This is a genomic window from Agromyces sp. NPDC058104, assembly GCF_042884835.1.
In the GTDB taxonomy this organism is placed as follows: domain Bacteria; phylum Actinomycetota; class Actinomycetes; order Actinomycetales; family Microbacteriaceae; genus Agromyces.
The window spans coordinates 1,488,358-1,513,924 of the sequence record NZ_JBHVTD010000001.1 but is presented as its reverse complement, the minus strand read 5'-3'; the positions used below and the strand labels follow the sequence as shown (position 1 = coordinate 1,513,924).

The following is a 25,567-nucleotide window of genomic DNA, read 5'->3' as shown; positions in this document are numbered from 1 at the left end:
AGGTTGTGGGAATCGCCCCTTAAACAACTCTCTCTTAACGGTGTTAACCGTTGTGGAAACTGTGGATGGTGTTCGGAGACCCGCGGAACGACGCCGATCGCGGGCCATTCGATCTGTGCACGGTGTGTGGATTCGATGCCGGTCCCATCGACGCCGATCGGAACGCAGCACACCGTTCTGCACAGGCCGGCGACGCGTCTCAACAGTCCTCAGGCGGTTGCTCGTTAACAATCCACAGGTTCTCCACAACTGTGGGAAGCGTGCTGAGATCGGTCTGCAGGGTCGCTGCAGAGACCGTTCCGGGCGTGTCGGACGGCAGGTTCGGCCGATCGGCTCAGCGGTAGCGCGTCGTCTGCTTGATGCGCGCGGTGAGCTCGGTGACCTGGTTGTAGATCGAGCGGCGCTCCTTCATGAGCTCCGAGATCTTCTTGTTCGCGTACATCACCGTCGTGTGATCGCGGTTGCCGAACAGCTGGCCGATCTTCGGCAGCGACAGGTTCGTGAGCTCGCGGCAGAGGTACATCGCGATCTGCCGGGCGGTCGCCACCGCCTGCGATCGGCTCGAGCCGTACAGGTCGTCGACCGTGAGCTTGAAGTAGTCGGCCGTCGCCGTGATGATGTCGACCGGCGCGACCACGTTGTCGGAGTCGTCGGTGATGAGGTCCTTCAGGACGGTCTGCACCAGGGGCATGTCGACCGGGGTGCGGTTGAGGCTCGCGAATGCGGTCACGCGGATGAGGGTGCCCTCGAGTTCGCGGATGTTCGAGGACACCTTCGATGCCATGTACTCGAGGATGTCGTCGGGCACCTGGAGCCGTTCGGACTGCGCCTTCTTGCGGAGGATCGCGATGCGGGTCTCGAGGTCGGGCGCCTGGACGTCGGTGATCAGGCCCCACTCGAATCGGCTGCGCATGCGGTCCTCGAAGCCGGTCAGGTGCTTCGGCGGGACATCCGAGGTGATGACGACCTGCTTGTTGTGGTCGTGCAGGGTGTTGAAGGTGTGGAAGAACGCCTCCTGCGTCTCCGCCTTGCCCTGCAGGAACTGGATGTCGTCGATGAGCAGGATGTCGATGTTGCGGTACCGCTGCTGGAAGAGGGAACCGCGGTTGTTCGCGATCGAGTTGATGAAGTCGTTCGTGAACTCCTCCGACGAGACGTACCGCACCCGGATGCCGGGGTAGAGGCTCATCGCGTAGTGGCCGATGGCGTGGAGGAGGTGGGTCTTGCCGAGCCCCGAGTCGCCGTAGATGAACAGCGGGTTGTACGCCTTCGCCGGCGCCTCGGCCACGGCGACCGCTGCGGCGTGGGCGAACCGGTTCGACTGTCCGATGACGAAGCTCTCGAACGCGTACTTCGGATTCAGCCGGGTGTCGCGCGAGGAGACCGGGCTCGTGTTCTCGAAGACCGACTGCGGGGAGGCGGGGAGCTCGACGGGGTCGGGCTCAGTGCCGTACCCGGGCTGCGTCTCGGCCGCGCGCACCGTCTCCTCGAGCTCGGGGTTCACCACCACGTAGAAGGAGGTTACCGGCGAGGGCGCCTCGACGGCGCTCATCGCGGAGAGGAGCGAGACCCGCATGCGCTGGTTCAGCATGCTCGCGGTGAAGTCGTTGGGGACCTCGAGGTAGAAGGTGCCGGCCGCGATGCCCTTCGGCTCGACCAGGTTGAGGAACCCCTGCAGCATCGGGGTGATCGCGTCGTCGTCTGACAGTCGATCGAGGATCGTCGCCCAAGTGTCGGAAATGGGCTGTTCTGTCATCGTTCCCCGCAATCAGGTTCTGGTGGTCTCGTGTGCCGCTCATCGATCCCCCATCGACGAAAGCAAGCGGCGCGAGGCGAGTGTTCACAGTGTTATCCACCCCCTGTGGGGAGATTCGGGGACTTGCCCGTGTTTCCGCGCACGAAGCTGGGGATAACTGGTGTCAAACGCTATCCGAGGAAGGCCCCGCCGACAAATGCCGATTCGAGGATTCGATCGTGTCGGCGTGTCGGTCCACAGGTGATGTCGAGGTTCACGGGATACTGTCGGGTTCGATCTGCACCTCGATCTCGGCGGCTCGGTTTGACCGTTCGCGTGCGAGGCCGTAGTTTTAATCAGTTGACCCAGCCCTTTCGGGCACCCAGTTTTCCCGCCGCCGAGCTGCAGCACCTGTCGCAGCCACTTCCCGGCGAGGAGATTCGACCAGCCGGAGAAGAAGAATGAGCAAGCGTACGTTCCAGCCGAACAACCGTCGTCGTGCCAAGAAGCACGGCTTCCGCCTTCGCATGCGCACCCGCGCGGGCCGTGCCATCCTGTCGGCACGCCGCGCCAAGGGCCGCACCGAACTCTCCGCATAGTTCTTCGGTGCTCGCCAAAGCCAATCGCATCACGAACGCCGACGACTACCGAGTCATCGTGCGCCGTGGTGCGAAGGTCGCCGGTGCCCACACCGTGAGCTACGTGCGCTCACGGGAGTCGGGCACCGACGCGCGCTTCGGCTTCATCGTGTCGAAGAAGGTCGGCGGAGCCGTCCGCCGCAACCTCGTCCGCCGCCGGCTCAAGGCCGCGTGCCACGAGGTGCTCGGCGACGGCTTCAGCGGAGTCGACATCGTCGTGCGCGCGCTGCCGTCCGCGGCCGCCGCCGACTGGGAGGCGCTTCGCTCCGAAGTGATCGGCGCCTGCTCGGACCGCCGCGTCCGAGACCGGGTGAAGGGCGGATGACATGCGTGACGCACTGCTCTTCGTGGCGCTCGTTCCCCGGAACGCCGGCGTACTGCTCATCCGCGGCTACCGCGCGCTGATCTCCCCCCTCTACGGCGACGTCTGTCGCTACTACCCCTCCTGCTCGGCGTACGGACTCGGTTCCGTGCAGCAGCGAGGGCTCCTCGTGGGCTCGGCCCTCACCGCGTGGCGGATTCTCCGCTGCAACCCCTGGTCGCCCGGCGGCATCGACGATGTGCGCGCCGCCCGCCACCAGCGCTACCGGGTCACCCGCTTCGGCTGGGTCGTTCCGGCGGCGTGGGTCCACGCGGATGCCTCGGGCTCCGCGCCGCACGCGCACCCCCACGATCACGTCCACCACGTGGCATCCACCGGCCTCGAGCCGGCTCAGTCTTCGACCCGCGACGACGCGGCGATCGTCACCGCCTCCCCCACCATGTCCCGGAAGGACTGACCCGCCTCATGCCCGATATCATCAGCCTGATCCTCTGGCCCATCAAGTGGGTCATCGAGCTGATCCTCGTCGCGTTCCACTCCCTGTGGACCTTTATCGGCATGGACCCGAACGCGGGCGCCACCTGGGTGCTCTCGATCGTCGGCCTGGTCATCGTCGTTCGCGCCGCGCTCATCCCGATCTTCGTCCGGCAGATCAAGAGCCAGCGCCGCATGCTCGAGGTGGCACCGCAGCTCAAGAAGATCCAGGACAAGTACAAGGGCAAGAAGGACCAGTACTCGCGCGAGGCCATGTCGCGCGAGACCATGGAGCTCTACAAGAAGACGGGCACCAACCCGCTCTCCTCGTGCCTTCCCCTGCTGCTGCAGATGCCGATCTTCTTCGGCCTGTTCTCGGTGCTCAACGACGCGCAGCACGACAAGGCCGGCGTCGGCGTCTTCACGCAGGACCTCGCGAACTCCTTCGCCAACGCCGAGTTCCTCGGTGCGCCGCTGAAGTCGACCTTCATCGGCGAGTGGAATCTCATGGTCGCGGGCATGCCCTTCAGCCTCAACGTCATGCTGATCGCCCTCGCGATGATCATCCTCATGACCGCCTCGCAGTTCATCACCCAGCTGCAGATCGTCTCGAAGAACATGTCGCCCGAGACCAAGGCGAGCCCCATGTTCCGTCAGCAGCGCATCCTCCTGTACCTGCTCCCCCTCGTGTTCGCCTTCTCGGGTGTCGCGTTCCCGCTCGGCGTCATGTTCTACTGGCTCGTCTCGAACTTCTGGACCATGGGTCAGCAGTTCGTCGTCATCCGCAACATGCCCACGCCCGGCAGCGACGCCGCCAAGGCACGCGAGGCTCGCCTTGCGAAGAAGGGCAAGCTCGTCGTGGAGGAGAAGGCCGAGGGCGCCATCGCCGTCGAAGAGCCCAAGAAGACTCAGCGCCAGCAGCCCATGGGCAAGTCGCGCGCCAAGAAGCAGGGGAAGTAACCATGACCGACGTGCAGCACGACGCCTCCGAGCGTTCGACCTCGCAGCTCGAAGAAGAGGGCGACATCGCCGCCGACTACATCGAGGAGCTGCTCGACATCACCGACCTCGACGGTGACATCGACATCGACGCGCGCAACGGCAGGGCCTACATCTCGGTGAACGCCGGCGAAGGCGCGAACCTCAACCTCCTCTCGAAGCCCGACACCGTCAGCGCCCTGCAGGAGCTCACGCGCCTCGCCGTGCAGACGAAGACCGGTGCCTTCTCCCGCCTGATCCTCGACATCGGCGGCTCGCGCGACGCTCGTCGCGACGAGCTCGCCTCGCTCGTGACCCGCGCGGTCGAACGCATCGAGGCCGGCTCCGCCGAGGCGTCGCTCCCCCCGATGTCGTCGTACGAGCGCAAGCTCGTGCACGATCTCGTGGCCGAGCATGGCTTCCACTCGGAGTCGCGCGGCGAGGGTGCTGACCGGCACACCGTCATCACCCGCGGCGCCTGACGACGCGCACGGCACGATGATCGACGGACTCGAACCCGAACCTGCCGCGGCTGCCGAGCTCTTCGGCCCGCACCTCGAGCAGGGGCGCGCCTTTACGGCAGCGCTTGCGCGGCATGGTGAGGAGCTCGGACTCATCGGTCCGCTCGAGCTGCCCCGGCTGTGGACCAGGCACGTGCTGAACAGTGCGCTCGTCGCACAGCTGCTCCGGCCCGGCCGTGTCGGTGACGTCGGGTCCGGCGCCGGCCTGCCCGGACTCGTGCTCGCCATCATGCGACCCGATGTCGAGTTCACCCTGATCGAGCCGATGGAGCGCCGCGTGGCCTGGCTCGAGCGCCAGGCCGAGGAGCTCGAGCTCGCGAACGTCACCGTCGTGCGGGCACGCGCTGAACAGTCGAAGCTCGGCGACTCGCTCGACCAGGTGACGGCGCGTGCCGTGAGCGCCCTGCGCACGCTGATTCCCGTGACCGCTCCCCTGCTTCGGGCCGGCGGCGAGCTGGTGCTCATGAAGGGCGCCGGCGTCGACGGCGAGATCGGTGCGGCCGAGAAGGTCATCCGCAAGTACAAGCTGAGCGAGGTCGAGGTGCTCGTGCTCGGAGAGGGCGTCGTCCCCGACTCCGAGGTGACCCGGGTCTTCCGCGCCAAGGTCGACTGACTCGACTTCGTCAGCATCCCGTAGCTCACCGCGAAGGGCACCGTTTCACGTGAAACGGTGCCCTTCGCTTTCGGCTTGGGGTCGGCGTGTGTGGGTAGGTCGGCCTGCTGGTTCGCGAGGCGGTGCGGGTGAGACGAGGAGATCCGGAGAGTGTCGTCGTCGTCGAGGTCGGGGTCCGGGGTCCGGGGTCGGGGTTGAGTTCGGGGTAGGGGTCGGGGTTGCGGCTCGTAGCGTTCAATCCGCGCGAGCTGTTCTGCGTCTGCCGTTGCGAGTCCAGCCTCGGGCGGATCCCAGCGCCGGACCCGCCAGTATTGGATCGGCTGACATTCTTGGTTCGCGGATGCGGCGCATCGCCGTGAACGCACCTCCTTCGAGGGCAGGGTGTGCCGGCCGGCCGGTGCTCTGCAAGGTCGGTGAACCGGCAGGGCTTATGAACGCGGCTGATGTTTCACGTGAAACACTCCGGGTGAAGCGAAGGGCCCAAGGGGTTCGACCGCTCCAGATGCCCGGGTTCGGTGCGTCAGTTCGGTGACGTGGTGTCGGCGTCTGCTCGTTGCTCGGTGACTCCGAACTCGTGTCGGTTCGGCCACTGTAGGGCGAGGTGAGCTGGGGTTCACGGGTGGCTCGGTGGCACCTCCTGTCGACGACGTCGTGATGGGTGCCCCCCGGCCGACATCGGGTCACTCGATAGAGCATGTACGTCGCGGGAACAGGTAGTCGACTGCACAGGTGCACCGGTTGTCCAACTGTCGTCTCCGCAGGCGCCGCTTCTCGCCGGAGGCCGTCTGCTTGCGCTCGTGTCCCTGCTGCCATCCGGGTCCGATCCTTCGGTCTTCCCCTTCGCCCGTGCTCCCGCTCCGCGCTCCGAGTTCGCCCAGTCCCCCGAGTCTTGCTGAGCTGCGGATGTGGGTGCCCGCTCGGGCCGCGGTGCTCGCTGTGGGAATCGCTCGCTGCGAACCCTTCTCCTTCTGCTCTGGATCGCCCTTCCGGCGAGGAGGCCACGATGGCCGTGGCCTCCGAGGAGCTCTGTGGGATCGGTTGGGGATGCGGGCCGGGCTCACTCCGCCTTCACCGACGATCGAGGCGCGGGCGACGTCGTCACAGTCTCGATTCTGAGTCGAGGGCTGAACCTGAGTCGCGCCCCCACCGGCCCACAGATGCTGGTCCTGGTTGTCTTCCTTTCCCTCAAGCTCCGCTGCGGGTTCTTCCGACGCGCTCCGGTGCCGGTTCGCTCCCACGCTCCCGCTCCAGCTTCGGCTCCGGCTCATGCTCGCTCCCGCTCCGACTCGGATGCCGTCTCGGGCCCTGCCTTGGCTCCCCGGGGGGTCAGCTTCCCATTCAGGTTCCGCCCTCGTTCGCGCAAACCCGACTGCCTCGGCTCCCCGCCGCACGTCGGTACCGCTCCCACCGGTGCTGGCGGGCAGGGGCTCGTTCTCGGTTGCGCTTCCGGTCTGGGTCCTGCGGCCGTCTCCGCTCTGGCCCTGTCTCCGGTCGGGGGCCTGCGGCAGTCTCCGCTTGGGTAGCTTCGGCGTTCGCTCTGCCAGCCTGCCGTCGATGCGCCTGGAGGCTGCCGTCCTTCATCCGGGCGGGTCTTCGTGGGCGGCGCCCGCCGATCGTGCGGTGCCATCCGATCGTGCGTGCCCGCCGATCGTGCGGTGCCCGCCGATCGTGCGTCGGTGCGCCCCCCCCGCTCGTGCGCCGGGCGCCCGCCGAGCGCGCTTATCCGCCCATACCCCCGCGTGGTTCTTCTCGCCAGTGCGCGAAAGAGTCTGTGGAGGTCTGTTGAAGCGCCCGATGCCCCCGGCCTGTCGAACCCGCTCCGATGTGGGGCATCCATCCGTCTTCTGGACTGACGTGTTCAGGAGCACTCGGGCTGATGCGACTGGTATCGGGGGCGCCGGATTGGGCGAGGATCCCATCGTCCGCAGCGGACGTCCTCGACTCAGCGGACGTTCTCGACTCAGCGGGCATCCGTGGGGGCTGCGCTTGCTCTCGTGACGGAATGCGAGCGCACGCTGGATCGCCGACCGGATGTTCCACCGCCCGACGCGATGCCGGAGTGGCGCCATCTGATCGAATGGCTGCAGCGTAGCGGCGGAACACCGCAGGGTCGCCGTCCTCGCACTCTGCCGAGGGGCGCCTCGGGATGAGAGGGTGGCCCGGCGCTCCTCCGAGAGTCACTTGCGAAGACGGCTGCCCCGACGCAGAGGCAGATCAGCGGACGCCGTGAGAGTGTTCGCCCGCCGGATGCTCGAGGGAACGGTTACATCGCTCAACCCGTGATGACACCTCGAGCTGCCACGGGCTGTCGCGTCGCCGTTGCGAGCAAGGCGGACCCCGATCGGCGGGGTCCTGGTGTCTCGGCACGATGTTTCACGTGAAACATCGCTCGCGATCGCGTCATCGATGAGAGGCGGAGCTACGTTCTGGTCAACACCTCCCCAGCGACGCCATCTCGCGAACTTCGCTCCACGAAGCGGTGCTTTCAGCCCACTGAAGACAGTCGGGGCGGTTAGGCTTGTCTCTCGGGTCGAGCCCACGAAACGGGGCCACGGCGCATCATCGGTTTGGAGCAGAGGGCATGACACCTGGCGGGGGACGTGGATGGTTTCATCGCAAACGCCCCCAGCAGGTCGACACGGTCGCCGAATCGAGCAGCGCCGCCGGCCGACCCGATGAGGCCGACGTCGTCACGGCCGAGCAGCCACCACCGGTGAGCGCGCCTGATGCTCCTGTGATGCAGAGTGACGACCCTCCCGTCCGCCCCGAAGTACCTGTCTTCGCTCCTTCCGTGGAACCGGCACCTCGACCGGTCCCCTCCCCCGGTATCGACTGGGACGCCGCGACCGCGGCGGCACTTTCGGATGATGCGGCCGATGGCGGTGCTTCGGCGCCGCACGGAGTAGACCACGCGCACGGGGCAGATCGGCTGCTCGAAGACCTCATTCGGGAGATCGTCGGTGATGCTGCCGTCGACACGGCATCAGCGCTGCAGACGGCCCCGATCAGTGTGGAATCACCGCCTGCGTCGGGCGAGGCCGAGTCCGAAGCGGTTCGCACTGCGGTCGCGACGAGCGCCGATCACGTCAGCGCCCTCGACGATGGGACCGCGATCGAGACGGCCGCTGCGACCGAGACCCCTGCGACCGAGACCGCCGCTGCGACCGAGACCCCGGTCAGGGCCGTCGCCGAGGCTGCACCCGCGTCCGAGGCCGAGCCTGCCACGGTGCCGCCCCACCCTCTCCGGCTGGAACCGCCCGCATCGCACGAGGAGCCCCAGGCTGCGCCTGAAGTCGAACTGTCTGCGCAGACCGGCGAGATCGCAGAAAATTCTCCGGCTTCGCCGGAACAGATCCCCATGGAATCGGTGGCGCCCGCGCCGGCCCAGCCGATCACCGCCCCCGATGTTTCACGTGAAACATCGATCGATCACGGAGGAACTCCCCTGGCTTACGAACTTGCCGACGAGACCCGTCGGCGCATCGCGCTCGAGGAATCGGTGCTGCCGCTGCCGCCCGCCACGCGCGTGCTCACCATCTCGAACCAGAAGGGCGGCGTCGGCAAGACCACGACAGCCGTCAACTTGGCTGCGGCGCTCGCACGTTCGGGCGCGAAGGTGCTGGTCATCGATCTCGACCCGCAGGGCAACGCCTCCACGGCCCTCGGCGTCGACCATCGCTCCGAGCAGAAGAGCGTCTACGAGGTGCTCGTCGCCGACCTTCCGCTCGCCGAGGTCATTCGCCCATCCACTGAACATGAGCAGCTCGACTGCGTTCCGGCGACGATTCACCTCGCGGGCGCCGAGATCGAGCTCGTCTCGCTCGTCGCCCGGGAACAGCGCCTCCGGCGCGCACTCGACACGCACCTGGCCACGATGGAGCGTGCGTACGACTACGTCTTCATCGACTGCCCGCCGTCGCTGGGACTGCTGACGATCAACGCATTCGTCGCAGCGCGCGAGGTGCTGATCCCGATCCAGTGCGAGTACTACGCGCTCGAGGGCCTCTCGCAGTTGCTCAGCAACATCGAGCTGATCGAGAAGCACCTCAATCCCGAGCTCCGTCTCTCCACGATCCTGCTGACGATGTACGACTCCCGTACCAACCTCGCCCAGCAGGTCGCGCAGGAGGTACGCGATCACTTCCCGGTGCAGACGTTGCAGACGATCATTCCGCGATCGGTGCGGGTCTCCGAAGCCCCCAGCTACGGGCAGAGCGTGATCAGCTACGACTTCGCGTCGACCGGATCCCTTTCCTACCGAGAAGCCGCCGCAGAGATCGCCCGTCGTGGCGCGGCAACCCCTGAGGAGTCGAACTGATGGCAAGCAAGCGAACCGGACTGGGCCGTGGCATCGGCGCACTGATCCCGAGCGGTGACGACGCAGCGCGCGCGAGCCGGCCGGTCGATGTCTTCTTCCCCGACTCCGATTCGGCCTCCCCCTCCCCCGTGGCGGTCGCCGTCGTCGAGCAGGCGGCCGAGACCGAGGGTCTCGTCGCGGTGCCCGGCGCGCGTCTCGCGCGCCTCGATCCGAACGACATCGTGCCCAACGCCGTGCAGCCGCGCAGTGTCTTCGACCCCGAAGACCTGGCCGAGCTGGTTCACAGCGTGCGCGAGTTCGGCGTGCTCCAGCCGATCGTCGTTCGCCCGCACCCCGACCAGGCGGGCAAGTACGAACTCGTCATGGGTGAGCGTCGGCTTCGTGCGACGAAGGCCGCCGGCCTCGACACGATTCCGGCTGTCGTCAAGGACACCGCGAACGAGGACATGCTGCGCGATGCCCTTCTCGAGAACCTCCACCGATCGCAGCTCAACCCGCTCGAAGAGGCTTCGGCCTACCAGCAGCTCCTCTCAGATTTCGGCATCACGCAGGAGGAGCTCGCGAGCCGCATCGGTCGGTCGCGCCCGCAGATCTCGAACACGCTTCGCCTCCTCAAGCTGCCCGAGCCGGTGCAGTTGCGCGTCGCCGCGGGTGTGCTGACCGCGGGCCACGCCCGTGCGATTCTCTCGGTCGGCGACGCCGATGAGATGCAGCGCTTCGCCGACAAGATCGTGAACGAGGAGCTCTCGGTGCGCGCTGCCGAGTCGATCGCGACGAAGGCGCCGAAGGCGTCGCGCCTCAAGCCGTCGGCCGGCAAGCGCCAGGACTTCCTCGACGATCTGGCAACGCGACTCGGGGATCGGCTCAACACTCGCGTGAAGATCGCGCTCGGGGCACGAAAAGGCCAGATCAGCATCGATTTCGCAACCGTTCAGGACTTGCGCCGGATCCTGAGCGAACTCGGCGAGAAACTCGACGGCGTCTGATCCGGAATCCGTCGCAGGATCGCTCCTGACGAACTGAAACCGTCGATTTCGGGAGTCGCGAAACACGAGAACGGGGGTGGCCGAAGCCACCCCCGTTCTCGTATTTCAGTTCAGGCGGCGGAGGATTCCGAGACCGTCCGAGCGTGTGCGGCACGAACGAGTTCGCCGTAGATCGATGCCGCGTCCGATCCTGATGCCTCGATCGCGAGCGGCACGAGCGAGGTCTCGGTGAGACCGGGCAGCACGTTGGCCTCGAGGAACCAGGGGGTGCCCGAGGCATCCACGATGAAGTCGATTCGAGACAGGTCGCGCAGGCCGAGGGTGCGGTGCCCGAGGATCGCTGCGTCGGTCACCGCAGTGAGCTCGGTCTCGCCGAGGCGCGACGGCGCATAGAACGTCGTCTCCCCCGCGTTGTAGCGAGCCTGGAATCCGTAGATGCCGGTCGTCGGCTCGATCTCGACCGCGGGCAGGGTCGTCGGGCCGTCGCCGGTGTCGATGACCGTGACGGCGATCTCGGTGCCGACGATGCGTCGCTCGACGACCGCGACATCGGCGTAGGTGAACGCTTCGACCATGGCTCGGGGAAGTTCGTCGGTCGTCTCGACGATGGTGACGCCCTGTGCCGATCCGCCCGATGCGGGTTTCACGACGAGCTCGCCGGCGAGCTTCTCACGCACGACCCGCAGCACGCTCGACGCGCCGAGCTCTCGGAACGCCTCGTGCGAGAGCACGATCGACTCGGGCACCGCGACCCCCGCCTCGGCCAGCAGCGAACTCGCGACGGGTTTCGACCAGGCGCGACGGGCGGCCTGCCCCGACGAGCCGACCGACGCGACGCCGAGCGCCGCGAGAAGATCGAGCAGCGAACCATCCTCACCGCTCGACCCGTGCAGGGCGGGGAACACGACGTCGGGTCGTTCGCTCGCCAGGAACGGGAGGAGTCCGGCATCGGGATCGCGCAACGTCACGCGATGGCCGGCCGCGGTCAGGGCGTCGGCGACGCGGCGGCCGGAGCGCAGCGAGACATCCCGCTCATGCGAGATGCCACCCGCGAGAACGACGACGTGCAATCCGTTGGATTCGCTCATGATCAGGGATTCTCCGCTCAGCGAGGGGGTGGGTCGAGTGTCGAGGTCTACTTGAGGTCGGACGGCGGTGCCGACTCGTACCCGGCGGTCGGCGGCAGCTGCAGCGTGCCCGTTCCGGCGAAGGTGTCGAGCAGGTCGAGTTCGCCGTTGACGACGGTCGCGAGTCGGCGGATGCCGAGCCGGATCGCCTCGGGCGTCGGATAGCAGAACGACAGCCGCATCGCGTGGCGGCCGCGACCGTCGGCGAAGAAGGCGGTGCCCGGAGTGTACGCGACGAGCTCCTTCACCGCGCGCGGCAGCATCTGCTTCGAGTCGAGCATGTCGGGCATGGTGACCCAGACGTAGAAGCCGCCGTTCGGGTTGGTCCACGAGAGCTGCGGCAGGTACTCCCCCAGCGCTTCGATCATCGCGTCCTTGCGTTCGCGGTAGACCCCGCGGAAGGTGTCGATCTGCGCGCGCCAATCAGCGGTCGCGAGGTACTCCGAGACGACGAGCTGGCTGAATGAGGACGGCGAGAGGATCGCGGACTCGGCGGCGAGGATGAGCTTCTCGCGGATGGCGTGCGGCGCGAGGGCCCATCCGACGCGGAATCCCGGTGCGAGGGTCTTCGAGAAGGAACCCAGATAGATGACGCCCTCGGCGTCGAGGGATCGCAGCGCGTTCGGGGCCGGCTCGTCGAAGTGCAGCAGGCCGTACGGGTTGTCCTCCAGCACGAGGATCTCGTTGCTGCGGCAGACCTCGAGGATCTCGGGACGGCGCTCGGCCGACAGCGTCACGCCGGCCGGGTTGTGGAAGTTCGGGATCGTGTAGAGGAACTTGATGCGCCGGCCCTGCCCGCGCAGGTGGGCGATCGTCTGCCGGAGGGCCTCGGGAATCAGGCCGTGCTCATCCATGGCGACGTGCACCACGTTCGCCTGGTACGAGCGAAACACACCCATGGCTCCGACATACGACGGCGCCTCGGCGAGTACGACATCGCCCGGGTCGAGGAAGAGCTTGGCGACGAGGTCGAGCGCCTGCTGCGAGCCGGTGGCGGTCACGACGTCGTCGACGTTGCCGCGGATGCCCTCGATCGCCATGACGTCGAGAATCTGCTCGCGGAGGGCGGGAATTCCCTGACCAGAGCCGTATTGCAGCGCGGTCGGGCCCTGCTCGCGCATGACCTTGTCCATCGAGGAGACGATCAGGTCCTGTGGGAGCGCGGAGACGAACGGCATGCCGCCGGCGAGCGAGACCACCTCGGGGCGCGACGCGACGGCGAACAGGGCTCGAACCTCGGAGGCGGCCAGGCCGGCGGCTCGCTCGGCGTAGTTCGCGTACCAGGGGTCGAGGTTGTTGCCGGTCCGCTGGGGGACGCCGTCAGAGGTCACTGCGAGTTCCGTTCTGCTCGGGATTTCCATGCTAGTTGCCGGTGAACCGGCGAAATGACCGGATGACGCATGGCCTCCGTCGTGGGTATGCGAAAGACCCGCCCGGCTTTCGCCGGACGGGTCTTCGTACGAATCGACCGCCGACTACGCGATGTAGGCGGCGAGGTCGGCCTCACGAAAAGACCCGCCCGGCATTCGCCGGACGGGTCTTCGTACGAATCGACCGCCGACTACGCGATGTAGGCGGCGAGGTCGGCCTCGAGGGCCGGCTTGGGCTTGGCGCCCACGAAGCTCTGCACGACTTCGCCGCCCTTGAACACCTTGAACGCGGGGATCGCGGTGATCTGGTACTTCATCGCGAGGTTCGGGTGCTCGTCGACGTTCAGCTTGACGATGTCGATCTTGTCGGCGTGCTCGGTCGCGATCTGGTCGAGGATCGGGCTCACGGCGCGGCACGGGCCGCACCACTCGGCCCAGAAGTCGACGATGACGGGCTTGTCGTTCTTGAGGACCTCCTGCTCGAAGGTGGCCTCGGTCACTGCACGTGCGGACATTGCGTTCTCCTTAGATGAAGTTCAGTGGAAGCTGAAGAAACGAGGGCTCGGTCGATCGAGGATCGTGTGCGCCGGAGCCCGTGCCGTCTCACTTGACGACGGCGAACTCGTTCTCGAGCACTGCCTCCGCGGCGTTCTCGTTGCCGAGCGCGGCGAGGTAGTGTTCGGCGTCGAGCGCCGCAGCGGCACCGGAGCCCGCGGCGGTGATCGCCTGGCGGTAGTTCGGGTCGATGACGTCGCCCGCGGCGAACACGCCGGTGACGCTCGTGCGCGAGCTGCGGCCTTCGACCGCAATGGTGCCCTCGGCGGTCAGGTCGAGCTTGCCGTGCACGAGGTGGGTGCGGGGGTCGTTGCCGATCGCGACGAACAGGCCGTCGAGATCGAGTCCGCGCTCCTCGCCGTTCACGGTGTCGCGCAGGGTGACGCCGGTGACCGCCTCGGTGCCGTGGATGGCCGCGATCTCGGCATTCCAGATGAACTCGATCTTCTCGTTGTCGAAGGCGCGCTGCTGCATGATCTTCGACGCCTTGAGCGTGTCGCGGCGGTGGATCACGTAGACCTTGTCGGCGAAGCGAGTGAGGAAGGTCGCCTCCTCCATCGCCGAGTCGCCGCCGCCGACGACCGCGATCGTCTTCTGGCGGAAGAAGAAGCCGTCGCAGGTCGCGCACCACGAGAGTCCGTGGCCCGACAGCACCTCTTCTTCTGGCAGGCCGAGCTTGCGGTACGCCGATCCGGTCGCGTAGATGACGGCGGCGGCCTCGTGGGTGTCGCCGTTGCCCAGCTTGACGCGCTTGACCGGGCCGTCGAGCTCGAGTTCGACGACGTCGTCGTAGACGACCTCGGTGCCGAAGCGCTCGGCCTGCTGCTGGAAGTTCGTCATGAGGTCGGGGCCCATGATGCCCTCGGGGAAGCCCGGGTAGTTCTCGACCTCGGTGGTGTTCATGAGCTCGCCGCCGATCTCGACCGAGCTCGCGATGAGCAGGGGGTTGAGCTGCGCGCGGGCGGCGTAGATCGCGGCGGTGAAGCCGGCCGGGCCCGAACCGATGATGATGATGTCGCGCAACGATGCTCCTTGATGCTCTCAGCGGTGCTGCATGTGGTGCGGCCCCCGGAGTCCGGAGGTCACGCCATGGTCAACACAGTCTAGGCGGCCGGTATTCCAGCCGCCTCGCCCCTACGGGCGTGTGACGGATGGCCCGTGCTCGGCCGGTCGCGTGGTGACCGCGCCCGGTGCCGGATCGGGCTCAGCTGCGCCGGAGGCGCCGCAGCACCGGCTCGGCGAAACCGCGCAGCTCGGGGGTGTGGATCAGCCACAGCACACCGAAGTAGACGGCTGACATCAGCACGCCGATGATCGCCATCGAGACCAGGGATGGGATGAGGCCGGACATTGCGAAGCCGTCGGGGGTGATGCCGCCGAGCAGCACGAGGGCGACGAATCCTACGATGACGGCGGGGACGGCTCCGATCGCGTACCTGATGAAGCTCGATGCCACGCGCCAGCCGTCGAGACCGCCGAGGCGACGGCGGAGCAGCACCGAGGCGAGGACGACCTGGGCGGTGCAGGCGATCGAGGTGAGCAGGGCGATGCCGATGGCGATGAACTCGGGCAGCACGTTCACCAGGAGCAGCGCACCGGCGCTGAACAGCACCACCTGGAAGAGCGTGAAGAAGAACGGGGTCTTCGTGTCGCCGAGTGCGTAGAACGTGCGCTGCACGATGAAGAGCAGGCTGAAGGGCAGCAGGCCCAGCATGTAGGCCATCACGACGTTGCCGAACTCGACGTGCGTCTCGAACGAGGCGGTGCTCGCGAACGCGGTGGCGAACGGATAGCTGCACATCACCAGAACGCTCGCGGCGAGCACGATGATGAGGCCGACGCCCCGCGCCGCGCTCGACAGGTCGGCGCGCACGCGGTCGATGTCGCCGTGCGAGGCGTGTTCGCTCATGCGGGTGAAGTACGCCGTCGCGATCGACACGGTGATCACCGAGTGGGGCAGCATGAACAGCAGCCAGGCGTTGCCGAGCGCCGCGACCGACGCGCCCTGTCCCGAGGCGATGCCGACGACGTTCGTCTCGACGAGGCCGGCGAAGGTGGTGAGCAGCAGCATGCCGAAGGTCCACGTCGCCATGCGACCCGCGTCGCCGAGGCCGACGCCGCGCCAGCGGAAATCGGGACGGTAGCGCAGCCCGATGCGACGCCAGAACCAGAACAGCACGACCGCCTGAAGCGCGATGCCGAGCGTCGCCGAGCCGGCGAGCACCGCGATCATCGCCGGGTCCCACGCTTCGGGCGCCCGGTGGCCGTCGGGGTCGCTGCCCCAGATGGCCATGAAGACGACCAGCCCCGCGATCGCGACGACGTTGTTGATGACCGGCACCCAGGTGAAGGGGCCGAAGCTGCGGCGGGCATTGAGCACCTCGCCGAGCAGCGTGTAGAGGCCGTAGAAGAAGATCTGCGGCAGGCACCAGAAGGCGAAGAGCGTCGCGAGGTCGCGGGTCGACTCGTCGAGCTTGATGCCGTAGAGCAGCGTGAGGAGCGGCGCAGCGAGGGTCGCGACGACGGTGATGCCGGCGAGCACGACGAGCGCGAGTGTGAGCAGCCGGTTGATGTAGGCGCGGCCGCCGTCGTCGTGCAGGCCCGCTCGGACGATCTGCGGCACGAGCACGGCGCTCAGGACCCCGCCCGCGACGACGACGTACACGGTGTTCGGCAGCTGGTTCGCGACCGCGAACGCGTCGGCGCTCGGCGACTTCGTCAGGCCGATCGCGCTCACGAGCACCGCGGCCTTCACGAAGCCGAGCACCCGGGAGACGATCGTGCCGGAGGCGAGGAACAGGCTGGCTCGGCCGATGCGGTCGTCAGTCACTCTTGGAGTCCTCGTGTTGGGGGTCGGCATCCGCCGGCGATCCGGGCTCGGACGCCTCGGCGGCCTCCGCCACGCGCTGCTTGCGGCGGCGGCGGATGTTGCGCCAGATGCCGAATCCGAAGAACAGCACGACCGCGGTGGCGAGGATGCCGGCGCCGAGCCCCTCCCAGTCGGCCTGGACGTTGCCACTGATGTAGACGGTGCGTCCGACGGGGACCCCGGTCGGCGACGTGAGGGAGATCGCGATGGTGACCTCGCCGCGACCGACTCCCGCGGTGATCGGCACTTGCACCGTGCTGCGCGACTCAGCGGGGATGGACGCGGTGACGCTCTCGTCGACCACCAGTCGACCGTTGGACGGGTCTGCAGAGACGATCACGGTGACGGGGTACGGCAGCGCGTTCAGCACCGTGACGGGCAGCGGCGTCTCGCGCGCGAAGATGTTGACGCTCGACGAGGGCACGACCGAGACGGCCTCGGTCGTCGCGCGTCGGGCGGCGAGCCATTCCGTCACCGCGGTGTCCCACGCGGCACGGTCGCCGAGCCAGCCGACGTCGAGCATCGCGAGGAGGTCGCGCCGCACCGGGTCGTTCATCAGGGCGGGCTCGTCGAGCACAGTGGAGAACTCCGCGACCGAGGCCTCGGCATCGAGCATCCGTCGGGCGGAGTCGACTCGCGCGTCGTCCTCGGGGAGATCGACGAGTGCGCGAGCGGTCGGCGGGGCGCCGATCGCCTCGGCGAGGCCGGCGGACTGCGTCGACGTCGACGCCGCCAGCTCGTCGAGCGTCGCGGCCACGCGCTCCGAGTGCTCGCCCGCATCGCGGTCGAACGTCGCGAGCAGGGCCGAGGGCGAGTCTCCCGAATCGAGCGCGAGCTCGGCGAGCAGCCGACCGGTCGCCGATCGCCACTCGGTGTCGGAGTCGGCGAGCGAGGCCTCGCGCAGCGGTGCGGTGAGACGGGCGTCGGCGACGACGGCGGTCGAGCCGTCGATCGAGGCGGCGGCGCCGACCTGGTCTCCCGGTACCGTCGCATTGCCGGAGGAGAGGATCGCCGTCGTGAGGCCTGCGGCGTCGAGCACCGCGAGGTCGCCCGTGGCGACGGTGTCGTCGGCGGGCCACGCGATGTCGGTGCGCGTGTAGGGCCAGTCGAGCAGCATCTCGGTGCTGGGCACCTCACCGGGTGCCGGCGGGGTCGGTTCGGGCTCGGCGGGGTCGGTCTCGCCCGGAGGCGGCGTCGCCGCGTCGTCGGCGGGCGCTTCGGTCTGGTCGATCTCGCCGCCGTCGCCCCCGTCGTCGGGGACGGGCTGCTCGGGGAAGTCGGCCGGGTCGAGCGCATCGCCGAAGCCGGTCGGTGCGAGCAGGTCGGTCAGCCCGAGCTGCGCCTGCAGCGCGACATCCGCATCTGCATACGCGAGCGGGAATATTTCGTTGCCGGCGCTGCCGAGGCGGTTCAGCCACTCGACGGCCGAGGTCGGCGCCGAGCTGCCGAGCACGCGGATCGAGGCGATGATGCGCGGGTCGACGCCGATCGCCACGGCGCGGCCGGCGACCGCGTCGAGCTGACGGTCGAGGAGGCCGAGCGGCGAGGTCCACTCCTGGAGCGTCTCGGCGTCGAAGAGTCCAGCGGAGCTCGCGGGGACGGTCAGCGGGTAGACGACGGCGACCGAGGTGGCGCTCGTCGCCGGGGCGGCGGAGGTGGCGAAGGCGTCGGTGCCCGAGGCCACGAGGACGTCGTCGACGACGAGTTCGGCGCCGAGGCCGAGCACGGGCGCGCTTCCGGCAGCGGCGATCGCCGAGGCGGGAACGGTGAACGAGACGACGGCGTTCGAACCGGCGGAGACGGGGCGGGTCTCGGCTTCGCCGAGGGTCACGGCGTCGGGCGCGGCCTCGGTGTCGGTCGCGCCGGTGCTCGCGAGCCAGGCGTCGAGCTCGTCCGAGTCGTCGATGGCGTCGTCGGCGCGGGTGAGGCGCAGGGTGCCGGCGGCGAGCGCCTCCGCGGTGGCGTTCTCGATCTCGACCTGGACGGTCAGGGGTTGCCCGGCCGCGATGGTCGTCGCGCTCACCGGGGCGATGTGCAGCGCCACGCCCTCGGCCTCCTCGGCGACGGCCTGCGCGGGGGTCGGCACCGAGCGCCGGGCGTCGTCGGGTCCGCCTGCGACGGCGAGCGCCCCGAGCGGAGCCGCGACCACCGCGCACACCGCAGCGGCGGCGATGCCGAGCACGACGCCGCGGCGTCGCCCGTCGGGTGCGCCCCCTCGTTCGTGCGGGGCGTCGAGCGGGGGCCAGGACCGCCCCGAGGCATCCGCCCCATCGGTCGACGCCGTCGAGGGAAGCCGATCGCCGCGCGCGCGCGCAGGAGTCGGGTCGGCTGCCATGCAGGCGATTCTACGGTGACCGAGCCGGGCATCCGCTCGATGCGTTCCGCTCGGCATCGCTCCCCCGGTGCCGTCGACCTCGCCCGCTTAACATGGGAGGCATGCAGAGTGTCGCGGCAGCCCTCGACCGCCTGGCCGAGGCGGCGGCTTCGCCGACCGTCGCGAAGCTCGCCGACGCGTTCGACCGCGCCGGCCACGAGCTGGCACTCGTCGGCGGGCCCGTCCGCGACGCGTTCCTCGGCCGGGCCGTGAACGACCTCGACTTCACGACGGATGCCACGCCCGACGAGATCCTCGCGATCGTGAAGCCGATCGCCGAGGCCCACTGGGACATCGGCCGCGCCTTCGGCACGATCGGCGCCAAGGTCGCCGGCGAGACGGTCGAGATCACCACCTACCGCGCCGACGCGTACGACGGCGACTCGCGCAAGCCCGAGGTGGTATTCGGCGACTCGCTCGAGGCCGACCTCACCCGCCGCGACTTCACCGTGAACGCGCTCGCCCTGCGGCTGCCGAAGCTCGAGCTGGTCGACCCGTCGGGCGGCGTCGAAGACCTGGTCGCGAAGGTGCTGCGCACGCCGTCGGCGCCCGAGCAGTCCTTCGGCGACGACCCGCTGCGCATGCTCCGCGCCGCGCGATTCGCCTCGCAGCTCGGCTTCGACGTCGAAGACGGCACCGCGCAGGCGATGAGCGACCTCGCGCCCGAGATCGACCGCATCTCGGCCGAGCGCGTGCGCGACGAGCTCGCGAAGCTGCTGCTCACCGACGCGCCGCGAGCGGGCTTGCGCCTCCTGGTCGACTCGGGCCTCGCAGCCCGCGTGCTGCCCGAGCTGCCCGCCCTCCGGCTCGAGCGCGACGAGCACCACCGTCACAAGGACGTGTACGAGCACAGCCTCATCGTGCTCGAGCAGGCGATCGGCTACGAGCGCGAGCGCGCGCAGCTCGACTCCCCCGACCTCGTGCTGCGGCTCGCCGCCCTGCTGCACGACATCGGCAAGCCGGCCACCCGCCGCTACGAGCCGGGAGGGGCCGTCAGCTTCTACCACCACGACGTCGTCGGGGCGAAGCTCGCCCGCAAGCGCCTGCGCGCACTGCGGTTCGACAACGACACGGTCGCCGCGGTCTCGCGCCTCATCGAGCTGCACCTGCGCTTCTTCGGGTACACCGACGGAGCCTGGACCGACTCGGCGGTGCGCCGCTACGTGCGCGACGCGGGCGATGCGCAACAGCTCGAGCGGCTGCACATCCTGTCGCGCGCCGACGTGACGACCCGCAACCGCCGCAAGGCCGACCAGCTCGCCTTCGCGTACGACGACCTCGAGGAGCGAATCGCCGTGCTCGCCGAGGAGGAGGAGCTCGCCGCGGTGCGGCCCGAGCTCGACGGCCAGCAGATCATGCGGCTGCTCGACATCACGCCCGGCCCCGTGGTCGGCGAGGCGTACAAGTACCTGCTCGAGGTGCGGCTCGACGAGGGTCCCATCGGCGAGGATGCCGCGGCGGAGCGCCTGCGCGCCTGGTGGGCCGCCCGCGGCTGAACGACGGCTCCACCGTCCTCCGGCGGAGTTCGAGGCATCCTCGCGGTCGAATGGCGTCAGCGCCGGGCATCCGTTACCATTGACAGGTTGCCCGTGCGCCTCGATTGCGAGGCCTCCTCGGTGCGACGTATGCACAACCCTCCTGCTGCAGAGATCCTGCAGCCGCTGAGTCCGAAGGAGGTGGGTTAGTCATGCACCAGTACGAGCTGATGGTCATCCTCGATCCCGAGATCGACGAGCGCACCGTTGCTCCCAGCCTTGACAAGTTCCTCAACGTCATCCGTAACGATGGCGGCACCGTCGACAAGGTCGACATCTGGGGACGTCGTCGCCTGGCTTACGAGATCAACAAGAAGAGCGAGGGCATCTACGCCGTCGTCGACTTCACCGCCGAGTCCGCGACCACCAACGAGCTCGACCGCCAGCTGAACCTCAGCGAGGCCGTCATGCGCACGAAGGTGCTCCGCGCAGAAGAGGCGATCGCCCAGGTCGCCGCTCACGCGAAGGCCCAGGAGGCGAAGGCCGCCAAGAAGGCCGCCGCCGCCGCCAAGGCCCCCGCCAAGAAGGACGCCTAGTCCCCATGGCCGGCGAGACCATCATCACCGTGGTGGGCAACCTCACTGCAGATCCCGAGCTGCGTTACACGCAGAACGGCCTGGCGGTTGCCAACTTCACCATCGCCTCCACTCCTCGTACGTTCGACCGTCAGGCGAACGAGTGGAAGGACGGTGAAGCGCTGTTCCTGCGCGCGAGCTGCTGGCGTGAATTCGCCGAGCACGTCGCCGGTTCACTCACCAAGGGTTCCCGGGTCATCGCTTCCGGGCGTCTCAAGCAGCGTTCCTACGAGACGAAGGAAGGCGAGAAGCGCACCACCATGGAGCTCGAGATCGACGAGATCGGTCCCTCGCTCCGGTACGCCACCGCCACCGTCACTCGTGCGCAGTCCAACCGCGGTGCGGTCGGCGGCGGCTCCTTCGGGGGCGGCCAGTCCGACGACGCGTGGGCGCCCAGCGCTCCGGCAGCCCAGCAGCAGCAGGGCGGCGGGGATGTCTGGAACACCCCCGGCACCGGCTACGGCGACGAGACCCCCTTCTAATATTCGGCGGGCCCTCGGGCCCGCATCCTCAAGACAGGAAAACCAATGGCTGGAAAGAGCAGCGGCGATCGCCGCAAGCCGAGCCGCGGGAAGGGCGCGAAGAACGCCGCCCCGGCGAAGTCGATCAAGGTCGGCATCATCGACTACAAGGACGTTGCGACCCTTCGCAAGTTCATCTCGGAGCGTGGAAAGATCCGCGCCCGTCGCATCACCGGTGTCTCCGTGCAGGAGCAGCGCCTCATCGCCCGCGCCGTGAAGAACGCGCGCGAGATGGCGCTCCTGCCCTACTCGGGCTCCGGCCGCTAAGGAGCACGACAATGGCAAAGGTTATTCTCACGCACGAGGTCACCGGCCTCGGCACGGCCGGCGACGTCGTCGAGGTCAAGAACGGCTACGCGCGCAACTACCTGGTTCCCCAGGGCTTCGCGACGCCGTGGACCCGCGGTGGCGAGAAGCAGGTCGAGCAGATCAAGGCCGCTCGCGCGGCTCGTGCCCTGCACTCGCTGGAAGACGCGCAGGCCCTCAAGGCCAAGCTCGAGGCCGGCAAGGTCAAGCTGGCCGTCAAGGCCGGCCTCGGCGGCCGCCTCTTCGGCTCGGTCAAGACGGCGGATGTCGCGAACGCGGTCGAGGCCGCGGGCCTCGGCTCGGTCGACAAGCGCAAGATCCAGATCCCCACGCCGATCAAGTCGGTCGGCGACCACGAGGCGACGGTTCGTCTGCACGACGAGCTCACCGCGACGATCATCCTTCAGGTGGTCGCGGCGAAGTAATCGCCCGAGAGATCGCAGAGCGGCGGTCGGGAGCTTCGGCTCCCGGCCGCCGCTTCGTCGTGTCGGGGGTCGTGCCCTGTGTGGTGCGCAGGCGCATCGACGCCGATGAGGGGTCCCCCGGACGGGTGTCTCGCGCGCCCGGAACCGGTCGTCGCACCTACACCCGCGCGAGGGTCGCGCGCAAGTCCACATTGGGATTCCCTGTGACTGTTGTACACAGGTGGAGAACTGGGTGGGGAATGTTCCTGAAGAAGTTTTTCCCCACAGGTGTGCAAAGTTTTTTGTCCTGATCAACGCTGAATTCAACTCGTGTAATTCACACGATTTCCACAGTTCTCCACAGGTGGAATACACATGTTGAACGGCGTTTCGCCCAGATTCTCCCCAGAGTTATCCACAGGGCGGCTTGTGCTGTGGACGGGCCGCTCATATCGTGAAGCAGCGTCCCACGAAGAGTGGATCCCCTCGCGTCGATGAGCCGGTGTCGGTGGCTCCGATGACACTGGAGTGCGGGCGCGGGTCGCTCGCCCGGAACGAGCCCGAACACGGAGGTCATGGAGTTGTCGATCGCGCACATCGGGCTCGCCGAACCGGTCGATGAGACCGACGCCCGACGAGGCGAACGCGTTCCGCCGCACGACCTCCTCGCCGAGCAGAGCGCGCTCGGCGGCATGATGCTCTCGAAGGACGCCGTGGCCGACGTCATCGAGACGATCCGCGGCATCGACTTCTACGTGCCGAAGCACGAGGTCATCTTCAACGCGGTGCTCACGCTGTACTCCCACGGCGAGCCGACCGACGTCATCGCCGTCACCGATGAGCTGACCAAGACCGGCGACCTGCAGCGCGCGGGCGGCGTCGAGTACCTCCACACGCTCACGAGCCTCGTGCCCACCGCGGCCAATGCCGGCTTCTACGCCTCGATCGTCGCCGAGCGTGCGCTGCTGCGCCGACTCGTCGAGGCCGGCACGCGCATCGTGCAGATGGGCTACGCCGGTGAGGGCGAGGTCGTCGACCTCGTCAACAACGCCCAGGCCGAGATCTACTCGGTGACCGGCTCGGTCGAGACCGAAGACTACGTGCCCCTCTCGGAGGCGGTCACCGTCGCCATCGACGAGATCGAGGCGGCCAAGCACACCGACGGCAAGTTCACGGGCGTGCCGACCGGTTTCGCCGACCTCGACGACCTGACCAACGGGTTCCACCCCGGTCAGATGATCATCGTCGCCGCCCGACCCGCCATGGGCAAGTCGACGCTCGCGCTCGACTTCGCCCGTGCGGCCTCGATCACGAACGGCCTGCCCTCGGTCTTCTTCTCGCTCGAGATGGGCAAGAGCGAGATCGCCATGCGCCTCCTCTCGGCCGAGTCGAACGTGCCCCTCCAGAACATGCGCAAGGGCACCGTCGACTCCCGCGACTGGACGACGATCGCCTCGACTCGCGGCCGAATCAACGACTCGCCCCTCTACATCGACGACTCCCCCAACATGACCCTCGTCGAGATCCGGGCGAAGTGCCGCCGCCTCAAGCAGAAGGTCGGCCTGAAGATGGTGGTCATCGACTACCTGCAGCTCATGACGAGCGGCAAGCGCGTCGAGAGCCGCCAGCAGGAGGTCTCGGAGTTCTCACGTGCGCTGAAGCTGCTCGCGAAGGAGCTCCAGGTGCCGGTCATCGCCCTCTCGCAGCTGAACCGTGGGCCCGAGCAGCGCGCCGACAAGATGCCCGCGATCAGCGACCTCCGCGAATCGGGCTCGATCGAGCAGGACGCCGACATGGTGATCCTGCTGCACCGCGAGGCCGCCTACGAGCGAGACAGCCCCCGGGCCGGTGAGGCCGACCTCATCGTGGCGAAGCACCGTAACGGTCCGACCCGCACGATCACGGTCGCCTTCCAGGGTCACTTCTCCAAGTTCGCCGACATGGCGCCGATGTAGCTCAGCCCCTCGAGCGTCCCCGTATCGGTGTTCGATCGGGTGCCCCGCACTCGAGATGACGGGCGCGCTATTCGTGTTCGGGCAGCAGCGGCGCCTCGATGCCGGGGTTGCGGCCGAGCTGGGCGGCGCGGGAGACCGATGTGGCACCGAAGCGGTCGCGCACGCTGTCGAGCACCGTGTCGAGGCGGTGCCCGTCGCCCCAGTCGATCGGGAGTTCAGGGGGCATCTCGTCGACGCGTGACAGCTGCGAGAAGGACACGCCGATCAGGGTGATGCCGCGTGCGTCGATCTGCGGCTGCGCGGCGTCGAGGAGACCGCGGGCGAGGCCCAGCAGCACCGAGGTGCGGTCGGTCGGCGTGCGCAGGCTGCGCGAGCGCGTCGCCCTCGTGAAGTCGCCGAAGCGGAGGCGGAGGACGACGGACCGGCAGGCGCGGTCGCGGTCACGCAAGCGGCGCGCGAGCCGGTCGATGATCTGCGTGAGGATGAGGTCGAGCTCCTCGGGCGACCGCGGATGCGAGCCGAGCGCTCGTTGCGACCCGATGGACCCGCGGCGCCGGGTCGTGTCGACGGGTCGGGGGTCGCGCAGGCGGGCGAGTGCATGGAGGTGCGCGCCGACCGCGCGACCCAGCAGCCGCTCGGCCGTCGCGGCCTCGAGTTCGGCGAGTTCGCCGACGGTTCGGATGCCGAGCCGGTGGAGCTTCTCGGCCGTGACGGCACCCACGCCCCAGAGGCGTTCGACCGGGAGGGGCAGCAGGAACTCCTGCTCGCGGTCGGGCTCGACGATGAGCAGCCCGTCGGGCTTGCTCACGGCGCTCGCGACCTTCGCGAGGAACTTGGTGCGCGCGACGCCGACCGAGATCGCGAGCCCCGCTTCGGCGCGGACGCGGGCCCGGAGCCGCTCGGCGATCTCCTCGGGCGTCCCCGAGAGCCGGCGCAGTCCGCCCACCTCGAGGAAGGCCTCGTCGATCGAGATGCCTTCGACGAGCGGGGTCGTGTCGCGGAAGATCGCGAAGACGTCCTTGCTCGCCGCCGAGTACGCGTCCATGCGCGGCGGCACCACGATGGCGTCGGGGCAGAGCTCGCGCGCCTGCCGCCCGCCCATCGCGGTGCGGACCCCCCGCGCCTTCGCCTCGTAGCTCGCGGCCAGCACGACGCCACCGCCGACGATGACGGGGCGGCCGCGCAGGGCGGGCGCGTCGCGCTGCTCGACCGAGGCGTAGAACGCGTCGAGGTCGGCGTGCAGCACGGTCGCCTCGCCTCGCATCGCGTCTCCCGTCGCTCGACTCGCCGTTCGGACGTCGACCGATCACTGGGAGCCGGGCCGCGATCGCGGCCCGATCGCGGCCTCGATCAACGGGAGGATCGTCGCACGGGCCGCCGACATACTGGGC

General features: G+C 68.4%; 21 protein-coding genes and 1 pseudogene. 14 read left to right on the top strand and 8 right to left on the bottom strand.

What is annotated here, in order from left to right; all coding sequences use genetic code 11:
• Window positions 1-334 precede the first annotated feature (334 nt).
• A complete protein-coding gene (gene dnaA / locus ACFVTH_RS07190; RefSeq protein WP_387088330.1) occupies window positions 335-1,756 on the bottom strand; it encodes a chromosomal replication initiator protein DnaA in 1,422 nt (473 codons plus the stop codon).
• A gap of 440 nt (window positions 1,757-2,196) precedes the next feature.
• On the opposite strand from dnaA, the gene rpmH reads away from it, so the two are divergent.
• The 8 genes and pseudogenes from rpmH to ACFVTH_RS07150 all read left to right on the top strand — a co-directional run bounded on the left by rpmH (window position 2,197) and on the right by ACFVTH_RS07150 (window position 10,585).
• Window positions 2,197-2,334: a 50S ribosomal protein L34 gene (rpmH, locus tag ACFVTH_RS07185; RefSeq protein ID WP_022889115.1), complete on the top strand. Its 138-nt coding sequence runs from the start codon at window positions 2,197-2,199 to the stop codon at window positions 2,332-2,334.
• Window positions 2,335-2,341: 7 nt separating this feature from the next.
• Window positions 2,342-2,698 carry a ribonuclease P protein component gene (rnpA, locus tag ACFVTH_RS07180; protein ID WP_386941421.1) on the top strand — a complete coding sequence of 119 codons (357 nt, stop codon included), beginning with the start codon at window positions 2,342-2,344 and terminating at the stop codon, window positions 2,696-2,698.
• 1 nt (window position 2,699) lies between these two features.
• Window positions 2,700-2,990: pseudogene (gene yidD, locus ACFVTH_RS07175) on the top strand (membrane protein insertion efficiency factor YidD); the annotation flags it as partial.
• A 170-nt stretch (window positions 2,991-3,160) separates the two neighbouring features.
• A complete protein-coding gene (gene yidC / locus ACFVTH_RS07170) occupies window positions 3,161-4,129 on the top strand; it encodes a membrane protein insertase YidC (protein WP_387088327.1) in 969 nt (322 codons plus the stop codon).
• Window positions 4,130-4,131: 2 nt separating this feature from the next.
• Window positions 4,132-4,629, top strand: coding sequence for a protein jag (locus ACFVTH_RS07165; protein WP_386941419.1), 498 nt, complete (start codon window positions 4,132-4,134; stop codon window positions 4,627-4,629).
• 16 nt (window positions 4,630-4,645) lie between these two features.
• Window positions 4,646-5,281: a 16S rRNA (guanine(527)-N(7))-methyltransferase RsmG gene (gene rsmG / locus ACFVTH_RS07160; RefSeq protein WP_387088324.1), complete on the top strand. Its 636-nt coding sequence runs from the start codon at window positions 4,646-4,648 to the stop codon at window positions 5,279-5,281.
• 3,424 nt (window positions 5,282-8,705) lie between these two features.
• Window positions 8,706-9,599 (top strand): ParA family protein, encoded by an 894-nt coding sequence (locus ACFVTH_RS07155; protein ID WP_387088777.1) that lies wholly within the window; start codon window positions 8,706-8,708, stop codon window positions 9,597-9,599.
• Window positions 9,599-10,585 (top strand): ParB/RepB/Spo0J family partition protein, encoded by a 987-nt coding sequence (locus ACFVTH_RS07150; protein ID WP_387088321.1) that lies wholly within the window; start codon window positions 9,599-9,601, stop codon window positions 10,583-10,585. Before ACFVTH_RS07155 ends, ACFVTH_RS07150 begins: the two co-directional genes overlap by 1 nt.
• A 110-nt stretch (window positions 10,586-10,695) precedes the next feature.
• Here ACFVTH_RS07150 and ACFVTH_RS07145 read toward each other — a convergent pair whose 3' ends face one another.
• From ACFVTH_RS07145 to ACFVTH_RS07120, 6 genes are all read right to left on the bottom strand, one after another.
• Window positions 10,696-11,673 carry a D-alanine--D-alanine ligase gene (locus ACFVTH_RS07145; protein WP_387088319.1) on the bottom strand — a complete coding sequence of 326 codons (978 nt, stop codon included), beginning with the start codon at window positions 11,671-11,673 and terminating at the stop codon, window positions 10,696-10,698.
• Between the two features lie 47 nt (window positions 11,674-11,720).
• Window positions 11,721-13,073, bottom strand: coding sequence for a PLP-dependent aminotransferase family protein (locus ACFVTH_RS07140; protein ID WP_387088316.1), 1,353 nt, complete (start codon window positions 13,071-13,073; stop codon window positions 11,721-11,723).
• A 200-nt stretch (window positions 13,074-13,273) separates the two neighbouring features.
• On the bottom strand, window positions 13,274-13,597 hold the full coding sequence (trxA, locus tag ACFVTH_RS07135; protein ID WP_157423773.1) for a thioredoxin: 324 nt from the start codon (window positions 13,595-13,597) through the stop codon (window positions 13,274-13,276).
• Window positions 13,598-13,685: 88 nt separating this feature from the next.
• Window positions 13,686-14,660, bottom strand: coding sequence for a thioredoxin-disulfide reductase (gene trxB / locus ACFVTH_RS07130; RefSeq protein WP_387088313.1), 975 nt, complete (start codon window positions 14,658-14,660; stop codon window positions 13,686-13,688).
• 181 nt (window positions 14,661-14,841) lie between these two features.
• The gene (gene murJ, locus ACFVTH_RS07125; RefSeq protein ID WP_387088309.1) at window positions 14,842-16,467 is read right to left on the bottom strand and encodes a murein biosynthesis integral membrane protein MurJ; all 1,626 of its coding nucleotides are present in this window, start codon (window positions 16,465-16,467) and stop codon (window positions 14,842-14,844) included.
• On the bottom strand, window positions 16,460-18,841 hold the full coding sequence (locus ACFVTH_RS07120) for a DUF6049 family protein (protein ID WP_387088306.1): 2,382 nt from the start codon (window positions 18,839-18,841) through the stop codon (window positions 16,460-16,462). Before ACFVTH_RS07120 ends, murJ begins: the two co-directional genes overlap by 8 nt.
• Before the next feature lie 101 nt (window positions 18,842-18,942).
• Here ACFVTH_RS07120 and ACFVTH_RS07115 point away from each other — a divergent pair, with 101 nt between their 5' ends.
• The 6 genes from ACFVTH_RS07115 (at window position 18,943) to dnaB (ending at window position 24,176) form a co-directional block, all read left to right on the top strand.
• Window positions 18,943-20,376 carry a CCA tRNA nucleotidyltransferase gene (locus ACFVTH_RS07115; RefSeq protein ID WP_387088303.1) on the top strand — a complete coding sequence of 478 codons (1,434 nt, stop codon included), beginning with the start codon at window positions 18,943-18,945 and terminating at the stop codon, window positions 20,374-20,376.
• A 191-nt stretch (window positions 20,377-20,567) separates the two neighbouring features.
• Window positions 20,568-20,951, top strand: coding sequence for a 30S ribosomal protein S6 (gene rpsF / locus ACFVTH_RS07110; RefSeq protein WP_376942722.1), 384 nt, complete (start codon window positions 20,568-20,570; stop codon window positions 20,949-20,951).
• 5 nt (window positions 20,952-20,956) lie between these two features.
• On the top strand, window positions 20,957-21,472 hold the full coding sequence (locus ACFVTH_RS07105; protein ID WP_022889098.1) for a single-stranded DNA-binding protein: 516 nt from the start codon (window positions 20,957-20,959) through the stop codon (window positions 21,470-21,472).
• A 45-nt stretch (window positions 21,473-21,517) separates the two neighbouring features.
• Window positions 21,518-21,778 carry a 30S ribosomal protein S18 gene (rpsR, locus tag ACFVTH_RS07100; RefSeq protein ID WP_022889097.1) on the top strand — a complete coding sequence of 87 codons (261 nt, stop codon included), beginning with the start codon at window positions 21,518-21,520 and terminating at the stop codon, window positions 21,776-21,778.
• Between the two features lie 11 nt (window positions 21,779-21,789).
• Window positions 21,790-22,242, top strand: coding sequence for a 50S ribosomal protein L9 (rplI, locus tag ACFVTH_RS07095; RefSeq protein ID WP_387088299.1), 453 nt, complete (start codon window positions 21,790-21,792; stop codon window positions 22,240-22,242).
• 560 nt (window positions 22,243-22,802) lie between these two features.
• Complete coding sequence (gene dnaB / locus ACFVTH_RS07090; RefSeq protein ID WP_376944598.1) at window positions 22,803-24,176, top strand: replicative DNA helicase; 1,374 nt, start codon at window positions 22,803-22,805, stop codon at window positions 24,174-24,176.
• Window positions 24,177-24,243: 67 nt separating this feature from the next.
• Here dnaB and dinB read toward each other — a convergent pair whose 3' ends face one another.
• The gene (gene dinB / locus ACFVTH_RS07085; protein WP_387088296.1) at window positions 24,244-25,440 is read right to left on the bottom strand and encodes a DNA polymerase IV; all 1,197 of its coding nucleotides are present in this window, start codon (window positions 25,438-25,440) and stop codon (window positions 24,244-24,246) included.
• Window positions 25,441-25,567: the final 127 nt, after the last annotated feature.

Bases quoted from the DNA above. Each gene is read 5' to 3' on its own strand.
- dnaA (WP_387088330.1), bottom strand. From the start codon at position 1,756: ATGACAGAACAGCCCATTTCCGACACTTGGGCGACGATCCTCGATCGA.
- rpmH (WP_022889115.1), top strand. From the start codon at position 2,197: ATGAGCAAGCGTACGTTCCAGCCGAACAACCGTCGTCGTGCCAAGAAG.
- yidC (WP_387088327.1), top strand. From the start codon at position 3,161: ATGCCCGATATCATCAGCCTGATCCTCTGGCCCATCAAGTGGGTCATC.
- ACFVTH_RS07165 (WP_386941419.1), top strand. From the start codon at position 4,132: ATGACCGACGTGCAGCACGACGCCTCCGAGCGTTCGACCTCGCAGCTC.
- rsmG (WP_387088324.1), top strand. From the start codon at position 4,646: ATGATCGACGGACTCGAACCCGAACCTGCCGCGGCTGCCGAGCTCTTC.
- ACFVTH_RS07150 (WP_387088321.1), top strand. From the start codon at position 9,599: ATGGCAAGCAAGCGAACCGGACTGGGCCGTGGCATCGGCGCACTGATC.
- ACFVTH_RS07145 (WP_387088319.1), bottom strand. From the start codon at position 11,673: ATGAGCGAATCCAACGGATTGCACGTCGTCGTTCTCGCGGGTGGCATC.
- ACFVTH_RS07140 (WP_387088316.1), bottom strand. From the start codon at position 13,073: ATGGAAATCCCGAGCAGAACGGAACTCGCAGTGACCTCTGACGGCGTC.
- trxA (WP_157423773.1), bottom strand. From the start codon at position 13,597: ATGTCCGCACGTGCAGTGACCGAGGCCACCTTCGAGCAGGAGGTCCTC.
- ACFVTH_RS07120 (WP_387088306.1), bottom strand. From the start codon at position 18,841: ATGGCAGCCGACCCGACTCCTGCGCGCGCGCGCGGCGATCGGCTTCCC.
- ACFVTH_RS07115 (WP_387088303.1), top strand. From the start codon at position 18,943: ATGCAGAGTGTCGCGGCAGCCCTCGACCGCCTGGCCGAGGCGGCGGCT.
- rpsF (WP_376942722.1), top strand. From the start codon at position 20,568: ATGCACCAGTACGAGCTGATGGTCATCCTCGATCCCGAGATCGACGAG.
- ACFVTH_RS07105 (WP_022889098.1), top strand. From the start codon at position 20,957: ATGGCCGGCGAGACCATCATCACCGTGGTGGGCAACCTCACTGCAGAT.
- rpsR (WP_022889097.1), top strand. From the start codon at position 21,518: ATGGCTGGAAAGAGCAGCGGCGATCGCCGCAAGCCGAGCCGCGGGAAG.
- rplI (WP_387088299.1), top strand. From the start codon at position 21,790: ATGGCAAAGGTTATTCTCACGCACGAGGTCACCGGCCTCGGCACGGCC.
- dinB (WP_387088296.1), bottom strand. From the start codon at position 25,440: ATGCGAGGCGAGGCGACCGTGCTGCACGCCGACCTCGACGCGTTCTAC.